At 36.2% G+C, this 18,632-nt stretch carries 15 protein-coding genes; 1 reads left to right on the top strand and 14 read right to left on the bottom strand.

Annotated elements, in window-relative coordinates; all coding sequences use genetic code 11:
* The 3 genes from PK1910_RS08110 to PK1910_RS08100 all read right to left on the bottom strand — a co-directional run bounded on the left by PK1910_RS08110 (position 1) and on the right by PK1910_RS08100 (position 4,347).
* Positions 1–117 carry an ESPR domain-containing protein gene (locus tag PK1910_RS08110; protein WP_331298594.1) on the bottom strand — a complete coding sequence of 39 codons (117 nt, stop codon included), beginning with the start codon at positions 115–117 and terminating at the stop codon, positions 1–3.
* A gap of 515 nt (positions 118–632) precedes the next feature.
* Positions 633–3,041 (bottom strand): S-layer homology domain-containing protein, encoded by a 2,409-nt coding sequence (locus tag PK1910_RS08105; protein ID WP_058948376.1) that lies wholly within the window; start codon positions 3,039–3,041, stop codon positions 633–635.
* A 262-nt stretch (positions 3,042–3,303) separates the two neighbouring features.
* Positions 3,304–4,347, bottom strand: a complete 1,044-nt coding sequence (locus PK1910_RS08100; protein ID WP_058948375.1) for an inverse autotransporter beta domain-containing protein — start codon at positions 4,345–4,347, stop codon at positions 3,304–3,306.
* Positions 4,348–4,756: 409 nt separating this feature from the next.
* Here PK1910_RS08100 and PK1910_RS08095 point away from each other — a divergent pair, with 409 nt between their 5' ends.
* Entirely contained in the window at positions 4,757–6,166 is a 1,410-nt protein-coding gene (locus PK1910_RS08095; protein WP_058948374.1) for a YadA-like family protein, read from the top strand.
* Between the two features lie 601 nt (positions 6,167–6,767).
* Here the strand turns inward: PK1910_RS08095 and PK1910_RS08090 are convergent.
* From PK1910_RS08090 to glf, 11 genes are all read right to left on the bottom strand, one after another.
* Positions 6,768–7,094: a hypothetical protein gene (locus PK1910_RS08090; RefSeq protein ID WP_058948373.1), complete on the bottom strand. Its 327-nt coding sequence runs from the start codon at positions 7,092–7,094 to the stop codon at positions 6,768–6,770.
* Between the two features lie 66 nt (positions 7,095–7,160).
* Entirely contained in the window at positions 7,161–8,237 is a 1,077-nt protein-coding gene (locus PK1910_RS08085) for an acyltransferase (protein ID WP_058948372.1), read from the bottom strand.
* Positions 8,238–8,600: 363 nt separating this feature from the next.
* On the bottom strand, positions 8,601–9,773 hold the full coding sequence (locus tag PK1910_RS08080) for a hypothetical protein (RefSeq protein ID WP_331298590.1): 1,173 nt from the start codon (positions 9,771–9,773) through the stop codon (positions 8,601–8,603).
* Positions 9,774–10,194: 421 nt separating this feature from the next.
* On the bottom strand, positions 10,195–11,436 hold the full coding sequence (locus PK1910_RS08075; RefSeq protein ID WP_287510792.1) for a flippase: 1,242 nt from the start codon (positions 11,434–11,436) through the stop codon (positions 10,195–10,197).
* Between the two features lie 160 nt (positions 11,437–11,596).
* Positions 11,597–12,550, bottom strand: a complete 954-nt coding sequence (locus PK1910_RS08070; protein ID WP_058948369.1) for a glycosyltransferase — start codon at positions 12,548–12,550, stop codon at positions 11,597–11,599.
* 3 nt (positions 12,551–12,553) lie between these two features.
* A complete protein-coding gene (locus PK1910_RS08065; protein ID WP_281782669.1) occupies positions 12,554–13,369 on the bottom strand; it encodes a LicD family protein in 816 nt (271 codons plus the stop codon).
* 17 nt (positions 13,370–13,386) lie between these two features.
* A complete protein-coding gene (locus PK1910_RS08060; protein WP_058948367.1) occupies positions 13,387–14,721 on the bottom strand; it encodes an adenylyltransferase/cytidyltransferase family protein in 1,335 nt (444 codons plus the stop codon).
* A 1-nt stretch (position 14,722) separates the two neighbouring features.
* Entirely contained in the window at positions 14,723–15,799 is a 1,077-nt protein-coding gene (locus tag PK1910_RS08055; protein WP_058948366.1) for a pyridoxal-phosphate-dependent aminotransferase family protein, read from the bottom strand.
* A gap of 15 nt (positions 15,800–15,814) precedes the next feature.
* The gene (locus PK1910_RS08050) at positions 15,815–16,669 is read right to left on the bottom strand and encodes a LicD family protein (protein ID WP_058948365.1); all 855 of its coding nucleotides are present in this window, start codon (positions 16,667–16,669) and stop codon (positions 15,815–15,817) included.
* A 33-nt stretch (positions 16,670–16,702) separates the two neighbouring features.
* Entirely contained in the window at positions 16,703–17,461 is a 759-nt protein-coding gene (locus tag PK1910_RS08045; RefSeq protein ID WP_058948364.1) for a DUF4422 domain-containing protein, read from the bottom strand.
* 61 nt (positions 17,462–17,522) lie between these two features.
* Positions 17,523–18,626 carry a UDP-galactopyranose mutase gene (gene glf, locus PK1910_RS08040; RefSeq protein WP_058948363.1) on the bottom strand — a complete coding sequence of 368 codons (1,104 nt, stop codon included), beginning with the start codon at positions 18,624–18,626 and terminating at the stop codon, positions 17,523–17,525.
* Between the last annotated feature and the right edge of the window lie 6 nt (positions 18,627–18,632).

Below are 18,632 nucleotides of genomic sequence, written 5' to 3'. Positions count from 1 at the left end.
CTAGGTTGTACCGTTTTGTACGGATTTCACCTTACCGCCACCTGTTTTTACAATTTCAGATACTACAACGTAGCATTTTTTTGTCTTACTCCAAATAACATTATAAATTCGATTCATGATTATCCTTTCTTACCGAAAACTCAGTAAAACACACCACTTGTGTTGCATAATATTGCAAAGATAATAAAAAGAAGAAGTATAAAGATTAATTATCATCTACACTTCTTACACCAAATATTAGTATTCCAAATTACGATCTGAATACTATAATTATTCATGATTCTTCATCATATACTCATCCACGGCAATACAATATCAAAAAATTTCTATCTTGTAAACAACTTTTTCATCTTTTCTTCATTTTTGTCATTTATTTATTTCTATTTTAATACTTTTTAATTTTAAGAAATAAAATCTTCATCTTTCCTATCAAAATTTACGATAAATCCACATATCGGAATATAACGATTATTGTAATTACGTAATCAATTTCATATTTTTAGACTTTTCAGTTTAGTACTTTCATAGATAAGATAATTTTATATACAGAAAAATTATCACCTACAGGTACACGAAAAAGCCGAGGCCCTAGAGCCTCGGCTTTCATAATATAAATCATATATATAAGTATTCTATTTTTTATTGACCCTTACACGTTCAATAGTTGGTTGTCCTTCATGATTCTTGGCAATAGTATCCACACGGAATAACGCCATTTCAGGACCAAATTCAGATACGAGGCGATCATCGACAGCAACACCGTTTTGAATAGCTCGGTACACAATTTGAGCAAATTCATAGCGGGTCAACATACGATCTCCTCCGAATGTACCATCAGGATATCCTTCTACAAGACCACGTCGAGATAGATCGCTAACCGCCGCATATGCCCAGTGATTATTCGGCACATCAGGGAATAATGTGCTGCGGTCTGCTTTCATATTCGTTCCGGCCAATCCATTCAAAAGAGCAGTCAACTTTTGAATCTGCGCATTTTGTACCGCTACAGTTTTCTTAAGTTCCAAAACTTCCTTACCGATGGCTACACGAGAACGAGATACATTACTGTGAGCACCTACTTTCACAGACATACCGGCATTCACAACGGTTTCGCCATTACCGACAGTGGATCCTACACTAAATTGCAAGTCCTCATTCGGTCTGTAGAAAGCCCCCAATGCAGCGGCATTACCGTCATGGTAATGGCCATACCCAGCAGCAAAGTCCCATTTTGCATCAGGATCGAAATCCAATGGATGCAAGGCGGCAAGTGCAGCCGCTCCGGCCACAGATTTGTTAACCTTTTTATCGAGACGAGCCACATTCCGCCCCATATTGGTTACATCCTGCTTGATATTAGTAATGTCACCCTGAATATTAGTTACATTCTGTTTAATGTTTGTCACATCACCTTGTATATTGTTAATATTTGTTGTGTTATTTGTAATCTGGTTCGTTATATCGTCAGATAGGCTTACCTTATAATCTTTGGTCGTTCCGTTCGTCGTAGTTGTCACATTAATATGCTTACCTGCACTGACGGTAGTGGAACCGTTCGCATTCACTTGATTTTGCAACTTTTTGAGCTGTGCCACATTCACCGCATCCGTATCCTTTGTGCCGGCTGCTACGGATGTAATCTGACGCGTAATATTATTATTTGCATCACCGACAGATACGGCCGATTTAGTCGCCTTCCACGTAGAATCCGTATTCGTGGACTGTGCTTTTGTGCTCGGATCATACCCAACAGATCCAGCCGCCACAGTAGCCTTCGATTCGCTGCCCAATGCAACGCCACCCTCTACGGTTACATTCGTATTATGTCCGACAGCGACAGCATTATTAACAGATGTCGTAGTCTTGCTGTCTGTGGAACCGATGAGAACTGCATGATTGGCATCTTTCACCTCACGATTATCCCCCATTACAAGACTATTCTTAGAATTAGTCACCGTATTTTCAGACCCTATTACGGTCGTATTAAACACCTTATCCGCCGTATTGTGAAAGCCCGTCAACATGGTATTCGTACTTTCATTGCCTTTAGAGCCAGTCAATGTATTATTGACACCCATAAGTGCGGAGCGAAATGTATAATCCGCCTTATTACCGCTACCAAATGCCATAGTAGAACCGCCACCATTAGAATTTTTGACAGCAGAACGTAATTTCTCAGCTAGTTCTTTAGCGGAATTACCTCCCGAACTTGGCGCTGAAATATCGGCTACAGAATTCGTTATTTCATTCCCAGCACCAAAAACGAGAGATCCATTGGAGTTAAAGGTTCGATTGGCAGTGCCTACGATACTATTTGCAACCCCAGAGTATTGAGAGCTAGCACTTGCCGATTCAATACTATTTAAAGACCCTGTAATAGTAGCACCAAAATTCTTAGTGGCATCAGCGGTAGTGGTAGGATAACCTGAAGAGGCAATCGAATAAGCCCCTACAATAGAAGAAAACAAACCATTAGAATAACTATTCGCTCCTATAGTTGTGGAAAATAAATGTCCATTATTATTTTTGGTATTAGAACTATCTACATCCACATCACCTAATTTTCCTTTATAATTATGGGTCCCCAACATAATACTGCCAGAACGAGCATAGGTGTTTTGACCAATAGCCATTCCGGTTACCATCTTTTCAGGATTTTTTGGGAGCCCGAAAGGTATACCAAAAAGATTTTTGTATCCAGCCTGATTAAAATCAAACGCTCTTTCCATTCCGCCTACCATATTTTCGACGAATGAATTCGCACCTATGGCAATGCCGCCACCTTGATCAATATAATTATTAATATGTGCCTTTCCACCAATTACAATATCACCTGTGGACGGCTGTCCGACACCACCCGAATACTCTATAGTAGCCCCTTTACCAATGGCTACGTTTTCCGCCTTTGGTGCATTGCTACCCGTACCGATGGCTACACCGTTACCGCTACCCGGTGCCACATCCACCGCTCCGGCCACATATAGGCTCGATAACAACACACCATTAATCAACACCGATAATATAAGTTTACGCTTGCTCATTTTATCCTCTCCAATCCCTAATGAATTCCACGTGTAACTTATTCTTCATTATATTTTCATGAATATTGTGCCACTCTTTTTCTATTTTGTAAACAAAATAAATTTTTATGAATTAATGTATAAAAAAAGGAACTGTCTTTTCATATCAGATGACAATCATCTGATATGATAAAACAGCTCCCTATGTTGCTTTTATCTAAAAAATAAATATGGATTCTTATGCTACTTTTATCAAAATAATAAATATATATATATCAATCTATCAATCAACGTGCACCGTATGTTGGCGGCGCACATTTTCTAGCATATTCGCACGAACCGATGCTTTTGCATCCGATCGATGGTTACCACCAAACCATGCCGTATCAACCCCGGCTAGACGGAACATGATTTTTCCGTACGGACTGCCATGCTCATGCTCGGGCTTATTATAGCCCATGTCCACGGAAATCCTCGGCGTGAGCTGCAACTCCGTACCGATACGCAAGCCATGCTTATCCTCACTACGCCGCAACTGCCAACGATAGGCTTCCATGTACACGCGCGCCCAACGGGCATTCTTAAAGCTAGTCCCATATTCCGCAGTATATCCGTTAGACACGCTCTCCAAGCGTGTCGCACCGTCAAGGGAACGCTCGCTGGACACACCGCGATACCAGTTCATGCGAAATGCACCGATACCCGATACATACTCCAGCCCGACACTCATGCGACTGTGATTACCTCTGAACCGATGGTCATAAAACAGATTACCACCGTAATAATGGTCATCGTTCGCTGCGATTCGGCGATAGCCGATACCCACATTCGCCGTCGTTCCTGTATCCGCTGCATTCGCCAACCTCTCCTGTGTAAACCACACATGACGAGATGTCTCATCATAGTAACCTAGTGGTTGCAATGTTTCCACACCGTACAAGGGCTTCCAGTTTTTCTGAAAGCGCAATGACACGACGGTTCTCTGCATCCACGGTTTTGCCTTCGATCCGTGCATTGCGGAATGAACACCAGTCATAACCACCGCCTGCAACGCAGAGTTGACTGCATCCGTATCGGAATAACGAGTCGTCTTTTTATCTGTGGAGTCCGGCATCTCCAATCCGCCCTGACCGATGACATGATCTGGAGTATGAGACGAATTAACATGGAATGTATCTGAGTCGTCAGATAAGGCGACCGTACTTTCACTATGAACTTGTTTTACCCTAGTCCCCTGTATAGGCTGCTCTGCTTTACTTACCTGCTCCCCCGATACAGGCATGACAAACATAAAAAGGGCACTCATCAACACGATTATATATTTCATTACACACTCTTACGTACAAACACACTTTTCATTACGCACATAATTATTTATTTAATTATGTACTTAATACGTCATTACACACGCCGATGACTCATGATTTTATCATGAACAAAACATGAAATTATTTCTATTTTATATAAATATATAGAGGCTTGTCAATGCATATAGAATGCAATTTATACATATAAAATGCTAGAATACAATTTATAGAATAAATAAATATTTAAATTTTATAAATATGTGTCAAAGGTTTCTTATTAACTATAAATACCTATAGAATATATTGTATATTTATTGAATTTATATGAATATTCTATTTACAATATACCTTTTTGGTATTATAGTAGCCATGTAAGTCTTTTTATGAAAGTTTTGTGAAAGTTTGTTTGTACACAAAGGAGTGTATACGATGAGTAAGAAACGTTTTGTATTAGCAAGTGTTGTAATGGTAGCTTTATCCACCACAGTTTATGCGGCGCCGGTCAATATCGTTGATAACAACGGTAACATCGGCAAGGAAGGTCAAACTTTCACCGCAGGAACAGGCGGTAACATCACCCTCGGTGAGAACGCCGGTGCGGCGAACGGAAAAGGTAAGGGGCCCAATGCCCAAGGCAATAACATAGCCTTGGGTGCAGCTGCTGGGGCCGGCTCATCAGGTGGCGGCAATATCAATCTTGGGGCGAAGTCATTCCGAGGCAGTACTGGCGATTTTAACGTAACCGTCGGTTTCGCCGCAGGTAATGCGAGCCAGTTGACGAACTCCATTGTCATGGGGACTCAATCAGGGGAAAAATCCGCAGGTGATAAAAACGTGTGGATTGGGCACTTCCAAGGTGCTAACAGTAAAGCCAGCAATTCTGTAGCCATCGGTTCAAATTCGACAGTAAACGGACAGTTCGACCTTGCCGTAGGGCATTATGTGAATGTAAAGGCTGCTAAGGGCTTGGCCGTAGGCTCTTATAATACACTATCAGAGAAAGCGGCCGCATCCGGTGTATTCGGCCAGGGCGAATACGGTAAAACAGCTATTGATGCGGCCAATTCTTACAGTATAGGTAATTACAACCACATTTCTGGAGAAAACACCTTTGTTCTCGGCAATAATGTGACTACCTCTCTAAAAAACGGAGTTGTCCTTGGCAATGATTCCGCTGACGGCGATGTAGTCGGTACAGCAAGTCATACCTTTGAAAATGGTACTACCGTCAACTATGCCGGCACCGCACCTGTATCAACAGTATCCGTAGGGGCTAAGGGCAAGGAACGGACGATCACCAATCTCGCAGCAGGTCGCGTGAGTGCTACCTCTACTGATGCAATCAACGGATCCCAACTCTACGGCGTTCATCAAATAATTGATACCCTTGGTAAAAGTACAAGTCAACAGCTTAATAATTCTATCAGCACCATTGAAAAATCTGTACAACATGTATCGCAAGAGGTACAACGTGTCGAATCAGAATCCAATAAAGGCGATGCTCGTGCCGCTGCGTTAGCCGCATTGCATCCACTACCATATGATCCAGATAATCGCGTTCAATACATGGCAGGCTACGGCCATTATAAAAATGCGAATGCAGTAGCTCTAGGTGTAGGCTATTATCACAAAGATAATCTTTTACTCACCACAGGGTTTACGATGAACAATCACGTTATGGCCAATGTAGGCATCACCTATAAACCGGGAAAATCTTTATCTACGGCTATGTCCCCTACCTCTTATAACGTACTAGAACAACGCGTACAAGCATTAGAAACTCAAAATAAAGATCTGCAAGAAACAGTAAAACGCTTGGTAGACAAACTTGAAAAATAATAAGATCACTTTATAGTAGTCCTATAACTACTTTCACACAAACACACTAAAACCAAAACACAAAAAAGCTGTACACACATAGTCGATTTTTGAACGTCCCTTTGATGTAAAATAATTTTGACATCAAAGCCGTTTAGTCTAATCTATGTATGTACAGCTTTTATGATTATTTATATGTAGTTATTATAATAATGTATTTCATCTCAATTTGACGATATATATTTTTATCCCTATAATATAGGTAGATAGCCAAGCGAGTGGTTCCGTTAGGCTCATCTCAGAACTATAAATAATTGATGAAATGGCCTTTCAGTTATCCAGTCACTGGTAACGAAGGGCTATTTGTCTTTTCCAAGACAAATAAGAGCCACAAGTGCACCAAAGGCAATAACTACAGTTATTACCTCTAGAATTAGCATGATTAACTCATAATCACTCATAGACACCCCTCCCTTCATTAACGAAGAGAGGCCCAACCTCGCCGGCTATCCTAAGATAATTATATGGCGAACATATAAGCGAATCAATAAGAATCTATATATAGAAATATACGAAAGTATGTTAACAAAAAAGGCAGCGATTTAATCGCTGCCTTTTATTCTTATTTACGCGCCACGCGCATGGCTGCCATCATACCTGGAGATTTCCAGACGGATTGGCCATTATCCGATACGAGTTTATTATTATCGTAAAACACGTCTGCATTGTAATAGTTATCATCACTAGATGTCACTTTATAGCTAAGACCTGCTGTTGTGTACACCGTAAAGTTGAGTATATCCCCCACTCGCTTTACAGAGTCTTGATCTACATACCAGCTATTACCGAGATATGTCGTAGCATACACATCTTGACGAGCTTCTACATCGTTTGTGCTAATGCCAATTAATACAAGCAATACCGCTAACATATACAAGAATTTACGCATTATAATTACCTCCCGTTTTATGGTAAGAATACTTATATATTATACCAAAAAACACCGATAATCGCATTATAATGGCAGTACTTTCTCAACCCTTGACTGAATCCGGTCGAGGCTTGGCGTAATTGCTTTCATCACAGGTTTTTCTATGAAAGCCAACCGCACATAGTCTACGGTCATACCGATGACAAAAATAAGCGCCACTACAAGAATTGCATACAGAGGTAATAGTATTGAATCATAGTACTGATACGTTGCCAATACATTATCCCACATGTAATGAAGGAATAGCTTATTATCATGCAATAGATAAATACCAAAGGTAGTAGATGCTACCACATTGATCCAAGAACGATAAGTGATCTTTGCTTTCAAAAAAATAATAAATAAGCCAATGCCTAATAGCAATTGAAAGAAGCCATAATCATTTTGCGTAAAGTAGAAAATCTGTTTCATATACGCTGGATTCGTCATGGCTAGTACATCGACAAAGATGTCCCCTAGAAAAGCCCCTACAAAGCCTATGGCGCTAAATATAATACCTATTTTCTTTGTTATATGTGAGCCGTACAGCTTGATGTACGCCCCCATCGAATAGAATACGACAAAGGAAAAGATATGTTTGAATCCAAAGGTGGTATGCGGTACATTAGGCCACAAATTCAATGCCGTCGGTATTAAGAACCAAATTACCGTGGAAACCACTAGAAGCATAACGTAGTATTTACGCTGTAGCCAACGAAGTACTCGATTAATAATAGGCGTTAATAAATAGAGTACTAAAAAGTTCTGACCAAACCAACTCATGGCACCAATGGGCAATAGCGCAAGTATCATATTCCTTGACGTCACCGTATCAAGTCCTAAACCCATAGCCACGCCCAACATGGCAATGCTGTAAAACCATATTTGCCCTACTAACTTGACAAACTTGTGCAGCTTAAAACTACTAGAAACCATGAAATAGCCCGTTATCATAACAAAGGCAACTACACCAGCCTTGCCTCCAAGTCCAAATACTTGGAGAAACACCTTATTAAACGTTAAATCTGGCGTAATGGGGAAACAACCGTGCACGCTAAAATGGTGCATAATAATTAGTATCATCGAAATGATACGCAACAATTCAATATTGCTCGCTCTCATTCTCTATACCTCATATTCTTCCTCTCAAACTATATGAATACTACGCCAACTGGTACCTACCAGGATGACTTGTATACATCATAAAATACATGAAATATATGAGAATGTTGTGACAAATTTCACACATAAAAAAGACAGCTGATTATACACCAGCCGCCTTTTTATTAAGCTATAGTTATTACGATAATAATTAATGTACAAAAAATTAGCATTTTGTATCATCTAATCAACTAATTTTTTTTGGCAATCGTATTTTCATTTTCCTACCACTTATAAGCTCCTCTATTATTAATTTCTTGATAACAGCACATTTCTTTATCGTATCAAAAATTGTAGCAAACATAATACCTGTACATATACAATTTATATGTTACTATTCTCATAAAATTTAATATAACAAATCAAAATTCCTACAAGGGTTGGATACGCTAATATAAATTCATTACTCATAAAGCATACAATCTGACCAAAGAATGCTACTAATAAATAAACTAACGTCGGATTTTGTATATGTCGTCTAATTCTATATGTTTTATATAAAATATATAAAATTGGTGTAATAAATAATAGTTCCCCTATAACACCAAACCAAGCCAATATGGCTGCAAATTCGTTGAGTACAGGGTATTCAAATGCTAAAAACCCCTTTCGTAACACATCCTCTGTCCATTGCTTAACCTCTCCACTATCTTTAGCAAAATCCGGGAATCGATCCACCATATAGTTAGAATGCAAACCTCTACCAACACCAAACAAAGGGTAATCTAGACCTACTTTAAACATAGCTACCGTATTACCAAATCTTGCTGAGTTAGACCGTGAGCTCGCATTACTAACAGATTTAACATTACTATCAATATAGTTATCTAGCGCTTTTTCTACCGATACAGCTTTAGAGGTTTCATCAACAGTGTTTATTTCTGAAATACTTGCTCTAATAAGAGGGCTCGCCACGGAGTCTCCCACAATGACAAACGAATAACTTAATACACTAAGACCTACGGTGAATAAACAGATTTTCCACCAAGACGTATACCTAAATACAAGACTAAGCAGTACAAATGTAACCAATTCAAATAGATAGATAACTACACCAGTTCTTGCTTTGGTTAAGAAAATCATAGAAATCAATAGAAATGCTAATACAATATCAAGTTTATTTTTGTCACTCACATAATGAATACCTAATAATGGAGCTAAAAATACGGCAATCATACTAAAATAGGATGGTTCTAATGCAAGACTTCTAAGTTGGCCTGGCCATAATTCTGGAGGCCACCACCCACTTTGTACAACAGGATCATATAAGCTATTATTAATAGTTACTAGTATACTAGCTAAATAATCCGAACCACTCCATAGCCAAGAAACCTCTATAACAGAGTAAGCTATACATAGAATTGTTAATATTCTTGCAGCATTAACAATGGTATCAAGGCCTTTTTTATAATCATCTTTATAAAGATTAAAAATGATTAAGAATAAACCAATTAATGGGAATATAAAGTTTCTGAATAAATACCAAACTAAGGACACCATCAACTTTACTTGTAGAACAAATTCATTACCTACAAATGAAGGGAATAGAGTATATAATTTTTGGACAACGGATGTATTGATTAAGTACGTATAAATTACAGTATCGTAAAAAGGGAAAGAAAATACCCCCAATATAGTACAAAAAACAATCCAAACAACAGATATTATAAAATACAGTTTAAATGGAACCTCTGTCTTCTTTTTCCATATGCTATACACAATAAATAAAAAAATGGAAAAAAACAAAAATACCATCGACAGATTATTTCCCATCGAAAATAAGGTATACCGATCTGGTATCCGCATTAAGGGTAATGAAATTATCATTGCACAAAGCAAAATCTCTTGAATTTTATAATATGCTAAACTAATCATATTGAAACAAACCTCTCAAATCTCTCAAACTACTTAATACCTCTTAAAAGAGTTGCTTCCTTAATAAACCTCCCATAATACTCATAATTAAAAATTCTGTTAATAGCATTGTTATTGCTACTCCTTTAGCCCCCCACAAATAACACAATGGAAATATAGATATCAAACTAAAGAAAGCTCCCAATACTAGAGTCCGACTATAAGCACTATTCATATTAAGGGGTAACATCGTTTCTTCACCAAATACAGTACTAATAGCAACAGCTAATGGAACAAAAGACAAGATTCGTAATACATCAACAGTTAAATCATAATCAGCTCCGAACAATAGCCTAACTATAGTATCTGAAAAGAAAAATAAAGATGTACAACCAACAAGGCCTACAATCAAATACAGGAATAATTGCTTTTTAATGAACTGTAATCCCTTGGGAATATCATCTCTCATCATCTTACTTATAAATGGATATATTGCATCACTTACAGCATATATACCTCTTCGAACACAGGTAATTAATTTATCAGCAGCACTATAGTAACCAACGATAACATTATTCGTAAGCATACCTAATACTACTACATTAGTTGCAGTGTACAAGTTAACTGCCAACGAAGATACGAATATAGACCAGCCTTCTTTATAAGAATTAATAATCTCACCCATAGGTGACAATTTGAATAATCCTGTATAGTGTTTTCTTAACCAAACTATTGAAAAAATACCTGCAATTAATGGAGTACAAGATTGTAAGAATGCAGCAAGTATATAATCATCTGGAAATTTTACAAGTAAAAATATACCTAGCATTGTACAGATACGACCACTCATATTTAAGATGGTAATATACCGCATCTTCTGTATGCCCTGGAAAAACCATACAGGAAATAAAACATTGCCTATAATTCCACAGTACATGACCTGAAATAATAATATATCAATCGTATTTCCTAATAATATGCGTTGTAGATTATAAATAGCAAAAAATACCGCGGTAATAAATATTAATATACATACTTTTCCATAAAAATATTTGGCAAATAGAGAGCTTATGTTCTGTTCTTCAGCCTGTGCTATTGCCTTTGGCGCTGTTAAGGAATAACCAAAATCTACAAAAATACGGAAATATTCCATAATCCCCTGCATAAAGGCAATCATCCCAAAATGCAATGGTCCTAATACGCGAATCAAATATGGTACTAAAATAAACGCTAATATATATTCTAAAGCGCGCAAGGTCAGTAAAGAAAATATATTCTCTATTAATACGGAGTAACTCTTTCTCACATTACCCATCCTCTAACATTAATATCTATTAAATATTACTAACTATACTTTCATAATTAGAGAAAACCCCATAGTATTATCAATAAAAATATAAAGATAATCTCTATGGGCTTTAATTATATGTAATATATAATCGTACAAATATGACTATGATTCATATTTAATAATACAATTTAACCAATAGCCTTTTTATATATTGTTTAAACTTCCACATTGGATTATGGCTAGTATCAGCCGTATGATCTAATACATAGTGTTTATATTGAATTAGTAAATCATTGTACTCTTTCTTACATTTATTGGCACAGACTCTACGAGATAATTCCACATAGGAATTTAAAAGATATAATTGCAACTCATTCTTTACATTACTGCAGTGATTCATAAGATAATCACTCATATATATGTGGGACTCTATTGTATCTATCATAAAACGTCTAGTGAAAGTAGCCATTATACTACCTGCGCGTTGTACATAATAATAAAGTGGTTCATTTACTGTTACTATACTATTAGCATTCAAAAATAGCATGAAAATAGTAAAATTATCTTCTTGAACTCGTCCCTTTGGAAAACGAACTGGCACCACTCCATTGAATAAATCCAATTTAAAAATTTTATTCCATACTACATTTAAATCAAATGGTTCCGTTTTTAGTAGATAATACCGTAACATATCCATGCCTGTAAAAGTTCGTTGATCATATTGAACAGACATAGTATGTATACTGATATCATCATCACCTCTATAGATATAATAATTACAAGATACTATATCAGCATTGTTATTATTCGCTACAGTAATCAGTCTTTCACACATTGTATTCACAATAAAGTCATCACTATCAATGAATAAAATATAGTCCCCTGTAACATGATCTAAACCATAGTTACGAGCATCGGAAAGCCCCCCATTCTCTTTGTGAAAGACCTTAATTCGTTTATCCTTCGCCGCATAAGAATCTGCAATAACACCACTACAATCCGTTGCACCATCATCAACTAAAATAATTTCTAAATTCTGATAGGTTTGATTTAGTATAGATTGAATGCATCTGTCCACATATTGTTCAACATTATAAATGGGAACAATAATAGAAAGTAAAGGTTGCATAATTTAATCCTTTCGATCTATCTTATACGCAATAATATTATGTCCACAGCGTTGGTTTTCAGGAGGCATCTTCATATAATCATCATACATATTGTCTAGATATTCTCTCCAACAAGACATAACAGAAAATAATTGGTCTTCGAACTCAATAGTAGTCATTTTCTCAAAATCTTGTTTAGGTAATCGCTCCTTTACACCTTCACCCCAAGCAATTACACCAACATGCTCTGATGTAGTGTAATCATAGGATTTAGCTAACTGATCCATGATATCAATACAATGCTGTTTACCAAATAAACGACATAATGGCACAACAACTAATTTGCCTAAAGCATGGATGAGAGATTGCCCCTTAAACAGCTTAGCACTAGCTAATGTAAGTATTCTTTGATAAAAAATCGATTTATCATAAATCTCTTTCATGATGGACATATCTTCACTAAATCCATCAACAGGGAAAATATCTATCCACAAATACTTACTACGCAATGTATTAGAATATGTGTTTTCACAAGGAATGTTTTTATTAATTATAGCTGCATAGGTTGCATCCAAGCTATAATTAATAGGATTGGCGATTAACTCTAATCCATCATGATCATAATGCTCTTTTAACGTTAATAACCGTTCATAATCAGGTCTAGGCATGCAAACATCAATATCATCATCCCAAGGTATAAATCCTTTATGTCGAGCTGCACCTATTAATGTGCCATAACACAGACTATATTTTAAATTATATTTTTTACAAAATTGGTCAAAATCTTTGAGCAGATTCAACTCTTCTAATTGGACTTCACGTAAAGATAATTGTTGCATACTCATCCAACCCTATACTAAATAACAGTAACATCTGTATTAGATACAAATTTATCGAGAACACGCACCTCTTCAATCATATCTTGATGGCTCATTAAGAAACTTTCAGAATTCTTTCTAATACATGTTAAGAATTCAACAATCTCGTAGCGTAAACCTTCCCCTTCAAATTTATAGAAGTATTTTCGATTCAAGTTCACATCTTCAAAACGTAATTCAAAAAATTCTGTTTTCCACCAAGGCGCTGGTACGTAAATATACCCTTTTGAACCAGATATAACTAAATCACCTTCTGCTTTGGCATTAATAGCTACTGTAGCAGAAGCCATAGCATCATCATAGACAAAATTAATCTTTGATAAAATATCGACATCATCGACTTTATGGCTTATAAAATCAACATGATTATAATCAAAACCCAATAATTTAAAGATTGCTAATAAAGGATATGCAGCGAGAGATAAAATACTGCCCCCTGCTATCCTAACTTGATTCTCTAAATCATCGCCTAATACCTGTGTGAAATTAGCTTCCACATTAAATATCTTACCGATTTGCCCACTACGTGCCATGGCTATTAATTTACTAAAAGCAGGACTATACGCTGTCTTCAGTCCTTCCATTAATACTAAGTTGGAAGTTTTCGCCAAGTTCATTAAACGTAATGTTTCATCAAGGTCACTGCTAAATGGGAATTCTGTTAATACATGTTTTTTGGCTTGTAGTGCTTTTTCGATATAAGTTACACGTTTAGATAATGGCATATTAATGTATACCGCATCTACCTCATCTAGCAATATTTTAGATGAACTAAATTGCTCTAAATCATTAAACTGATGTGATTTATAGATAGTATCAACCGCATCTGTTTCTGTGTAACCACCTATAATATCAATACCACTTACAAATTTAGCTTCATCTAAAAATCTATCTAAAATAACTTCATTACCGATAATACCCAATCTAACATTCTTGGAATTTCTGATTTGAGTACTAGAAATGCCTTGTGTTCTTGGTAAGTAAACTACCTTACAATACTCATTTAAATAATCAAAATATCCTTCCCAATCAGATCCCACAGTAAATATATCTATATTAAATCGTTTGATATCATCTATTTTTTGTCCAAAATATTCTTCTACTACGATTTCATCTGCAAAACCTGTAGCGCGCACATTATCAATACGCGTCATCAAAGAATCACGAACATTAAATTTGCCTCTAGATTTATCAAAATAGTCAGACGTAACCCCAACAATAAGGTAATCACCTAATGCTTTTGCATTTTTTAATAAATTATAATGTCCCTCATGAAACAAATCATATGTTCCATATGTTATCACTTTTACCATATTATTTACCTGTAATCTCTTTAATGACTAATTTCATTGTTTCTACAAGCATTATATTATCCTCAATGGTCGTATCACCAATATGAGCAACGCGTAGGACATAGTCTTCATTAACCCCACCTGTAGGATTTACAAAAATATCATATTTGTCCTTCAAGATTGTAAATACATCTTTAGCAATTGGTTGTTCAAAACGGATAGGCGTAACCGCATTACTAATAGTGAAAGTAGGAAGAGATACTGGTAATTCTTTAATTCTATTTCTAAAATCCTTCGCCACACTATCAATACGAGCTAAATAGTTTTCAAAACCTTCCTCTTCAATAAGATGTAATGCCTTATTCATTTCTAAACATACCCCAACAGCAGGTGTGAATGGTGTTTGACCCCTTGTAAAATTCTTTACATATTGGTTGAAATCAAAGTAAAGATTCTTAATATGATTATTTTTTACACGTTCTTCATATAATCTGTCACTAATTACAATAGGAGATATACCTGGTGCAATACAAAGTCCTTTTTGAGAACTTAAAATAGTAACATCAATATTATTACCAGCCATATCATAATGATCAATTAAGAATGAACTAATTGCATCAATCACCAAGTACGCTTGCTTCTTTTTAGCAAAGCTACTTAATAAATTAATATCATATAACTGTGCTGTAGAAGTTTCATCAATATTAGCAATAACAAAAGTAAAGTCTTGTTCTTCTACTGCAGTAAAGTGTTTAGCAGTCAACTCCTCACCATCGTCTAGTTTAATCACAATATGAGGGATCTCATGGAGTTCACATAAATCAACAAAACGTTGACCAAAAGTACCACCATTAATAACTAGTACATGGTCAGTTTCATTCATACAATTCATAATAGTAGCTTCTAATGCGCCTGTACCAGAAGCTGTTAAGTAGATGGATTTATAGCTTTCTGGTGCATTCATAAACTTTTTAAGCAGTCTATCTGAATCTAACATAACTTCAGAAAATTCCGTTGTTCTAAAATAAGGAACTTGTTGATGTCTTACATCAAGAATTTCCTTTCTCATTTGTGTTGGTCCTACTGTAAATAGTTTCATAGTCTAATCCCCCTCTTATTGTTTCCAATACACTCTATAGTTATGATGTGGTACCTGACGATCTTCAGGTGGTGCTTCCATATAATTATTGTACAAATGACTTAAATAGAAATCGCTATCTGTAAGTCCCCAAAACTCAGTATCCTCAAAAGGATATAAACTTCTATTATCAAACAAGCTCTTTTCATATACCTCTCGTTTATTACCACTTGCACAATCAACAAGAACACTTATGTATTTCGCATTGGAAAATGGATACTGTTGTGCATCTTGGTTGATTTTTTTGATTAAACTTATAGTTGGCAAAAAATGCATTAAGCCGATAGCACCAAATTTTAAAACTGTCCGAACATAACCTTTTAACTTAGCAAAGCTACCTTTAGAATCTACATAGCGATTACTGAATGTAAACTTCATAGAAGAGCCATGGAATAACAAGTTTAAAAGTTGTTGGTGTCTAAAAAGTTTTTGTTGAGCCTGTGTATCATTTGGTAACCCATCAATAGGAAAGATATCTATAAATACACCGGCTTTATCAAAATTACGCCACAATGTATTATCAACCATAACTGTTTCTTGATCAAATACCTTTGCCATTGTATAGGTATATTTATCATCATTTTCAATAGAATATACTTGATATCTTGGATTATGATTATTATATAACTTAATAAAGCGATTATAATCATCGCGTGGCATCATGATGTCAATATCATCATCCCATGGAATAAAACCTTTATGTCTAACGGCACCCAACATCGTTCCATAGGCTAATACATATCGAATATCATGTGTATCACAAAATTGTGCCACATCTTTTAAAATATCTAAAGCGACACCCTTAATCTCCGAAAATCCAATTTCTCGCATCAAAAAAATTCCTCCATAATACAAATAAGTCTATTATTTAAAGAATTTTCTTTTTAAGAATAATCCACCTTTTTTCAACCAGTTTTGTGGCTCCATAAATGATACATTTTGTTCTTTATAGCTAATATTATTAGCTTCAATCCATACATCAAGCAAGATTTCACTAACAAAGCCATAGATACGTGCTTCATACGTATCATAATCAGAAATATCAACACGTTTTTCAATCTCTTCTAAGATGGAAAACATCCATTCACAGTATTGATCAAATAAATCTCTACGCATAACAAACATGTTGAACATATGAGCCCAAGTGCGATTGCATACCTTTGTGAAAGCAGCGCTATATTCGGGATATTGTTCAGCGATGATTTGCTCTGCCGCATCTAATCCTGAGCTATGGTGGGCATTATTATAGTGAGAACGATTAGACTCAATATAATATTTACGCTTATCTGCTACTACTACAGGATATTGTAAAAGTAGTTTCTCCCATTCTGCACCCGTCAAGATTTGATTCTTTTTATCTTCTACGGAGCGCACCTCTTTGCGCGTAAAATAACGTCTGTAATGAACGAGACCAATATAATCCGCATCAAGGTTTTTCCAAGCCCAATACAGACCTGTCAACTCACAATAGTTCGCATTTTTTGAAGATATGTTATCTCCCGTATGATCACCAGTATAACCAATATCAGCCTTACCTTCTCGGCCTACATGGATTGGCATGTACACGGAGTCTTCTGACATCCAATATTGCTTATGTGTGGCAACTAAAATCTTAATATTCACTAGTACTCTCCTACTTGAGTATTGACTCTCCAGTCGATTCACCTACCATATGAAATTTCGCTTAGGCTAGCTCTTTTTCTACTAATAATAAAGCACTAGCAATGACCTTATCCATATCGTAATATTTATATTCCCCTAAACGACCACCAAAGATAACATTAGAAATCGCTTCAGCCTTTTTAACATATTTAGCATATAGATCCAAATTCTTTACATCATTTACTGGATAATACGCTTCTTCACCGATTTCCCAGTCCTTTGGATATTCTTTTGTTACATACGTAACGGGCTGTGTGCCAAACTCAAAATGCTTATGCTCAATGATACGAGTATACGGAATTTCACCTTCCGTATAGTTCACCACCGCAACGCCTTGATGGTTTTCCTCTTCGAGACGTTCAGTTTCAAAACGAAGACCGCGATATTCTAATACCCCTTCAGAATAACCAAAGTATTCATCTATAGGGCCTGTGTAGATAATCTTATATGCCAAAGTTTCATATTCGTTCCGATGTTTGAGGAAGTCTACACCTAAACGGACTTCAATGCCTTCTAACATGCGTTCAATCATCTTGGTATAACCGCCAATAGGAATACCTTGAAAACGGTCATTAAAGTAATTGTTATCGTATGTATAACGCACTGGCAAACGTTTAATGATAAAAGCTGGTAACTCTGTACATTTACGACCCCATTGTTTTTCCGTATATCCTTTGATGAGCTTTTCGTAAATATCTGTCCCTACGAGGCTAATAGCTTGCTCTTCTAAATTCTTTGGTTCCCCTGAAATAGCAGCCCGTTGTTTAGTAATGATATCTTGTGCCTCTTTTGGAGTTCGAATATTCCACATTTTAGAGAATGTGTTCATATTGAAGGGCAAATTGTACATCTCACCTTTATAATTTGCCACAGGACTATTTACATAGTGATTAAACTCAGCAAATTGATTGACATAATCCCACACATGTTTCAAGGATGTGTGGAAAATATGAGCGCCATAGACGTGAATATTGATATCATCTTTGCTTTCACAATACATATTACCTGCTATATGATCACGACGATCGATGACGAGTACTGATTTACCACGCTTGTGCGCTTCATGGGCAAATACAGCACCAAATGGGCCCGCCCCAACTACTAAATAGTCAAATTTTTTATTCATATATAT

Origin of the sequence: Veillonella parvula (assembly GCF_036456085.1) — a bacterium.
Taxonomy (GTDB): Bacteria; Bacillota; Negativicutes; order Veillonellales; family Veillonellaceae; genus Veillonella; species Veillonella parvula_E.
This window is presented reverse-complemented; position numbering and strand designations above follow the sequence as displayed.

Bases quoted from the DNA above. Each gene is read 5' to 3' on its own strand.
- PK1910_RS08090 (WP_058948373.1), bottom strand. From the start codon at position 7,094: ATGCGTAAATTCTTGTATATGTTAGCGGTATTGCTTGTATTAATTGGC.
- PK1910_RS08050 (WP_058948365.1), bottom strand. From the start codon at position 16,669: ATGCGAGAAATTGGATTTTCGGAGATTAAGGGTGTCGCTTTAGATATT.
- glf (WP_058948363.1), bottom strand. From the start codon at position 18,626: ATGAATAAAAAATTTGACTATTTAGTAGTTGGGGCGGGCCCATTTGGT.
- PK1910_RS08095 (WP_058948374.1), top strand. From the start codon at position 4,757: ATGAGTAAGAAACGTTTTGTATTAGCAAGTGTTGTAATGGTAGCTTTA.
- PK1910_RS08105 (WP_058948376.1), bottom strand. From the start codon at position 3,041: ATGAGCAAGCGTAAACTTATATTATCGGTGTTGATTAATGGTGTGTTG.
- PK1910_RS08070 (WP_058948369.1), bottom strand. From the start codon at position 12,550: ATGCAACCTTTACTTTCTATTATTGTTCCCATTTATAATGTTGAACAA.
- PK1910_RS08065 (WP_281782669.1), bottom strand. From the start codon at position 13,369: ATGCAACAATTATCTTTACGTGAAGTCCAATTAGAAGAGTTGAATCTG.
- PK1910_RS08055 (WP_058948366.1), bottom strand. From the start codon at position 15,799: ATGAAACTATTTACAGTAGGACCAACACAAATGAGAAAGGAAATTCTT.
- PK1910_RS08085 (WP_058948372.1), bottom strand. From the start codon at position 8,237: ATGAGAGCGAGCAATATTGAATTGTTGCGTATCATTTCGATGATACTA.
- PK1910_RS08060 (WP_058948367.1), bottom strand. From the start codon at position 14,721: ATGGTAAAAGTGATAACATATGGAACATATGATTTGTTTCATGAGGGA.
- PK1910_RS08100 (WP_058948375.1), bottom strand. From the start codon at position 4,347: ATGAAATATATAATCGTGTTGATGAGTGCCCTTTTTATGTTTGTCATG.
- PK1910_RS08110 (WP_331298594.1), bottom strand. From the start codon at position 117: ATGAATCGAATTTATAATGTTATTTGGAGTAAGACAAAAAAATGCTAC.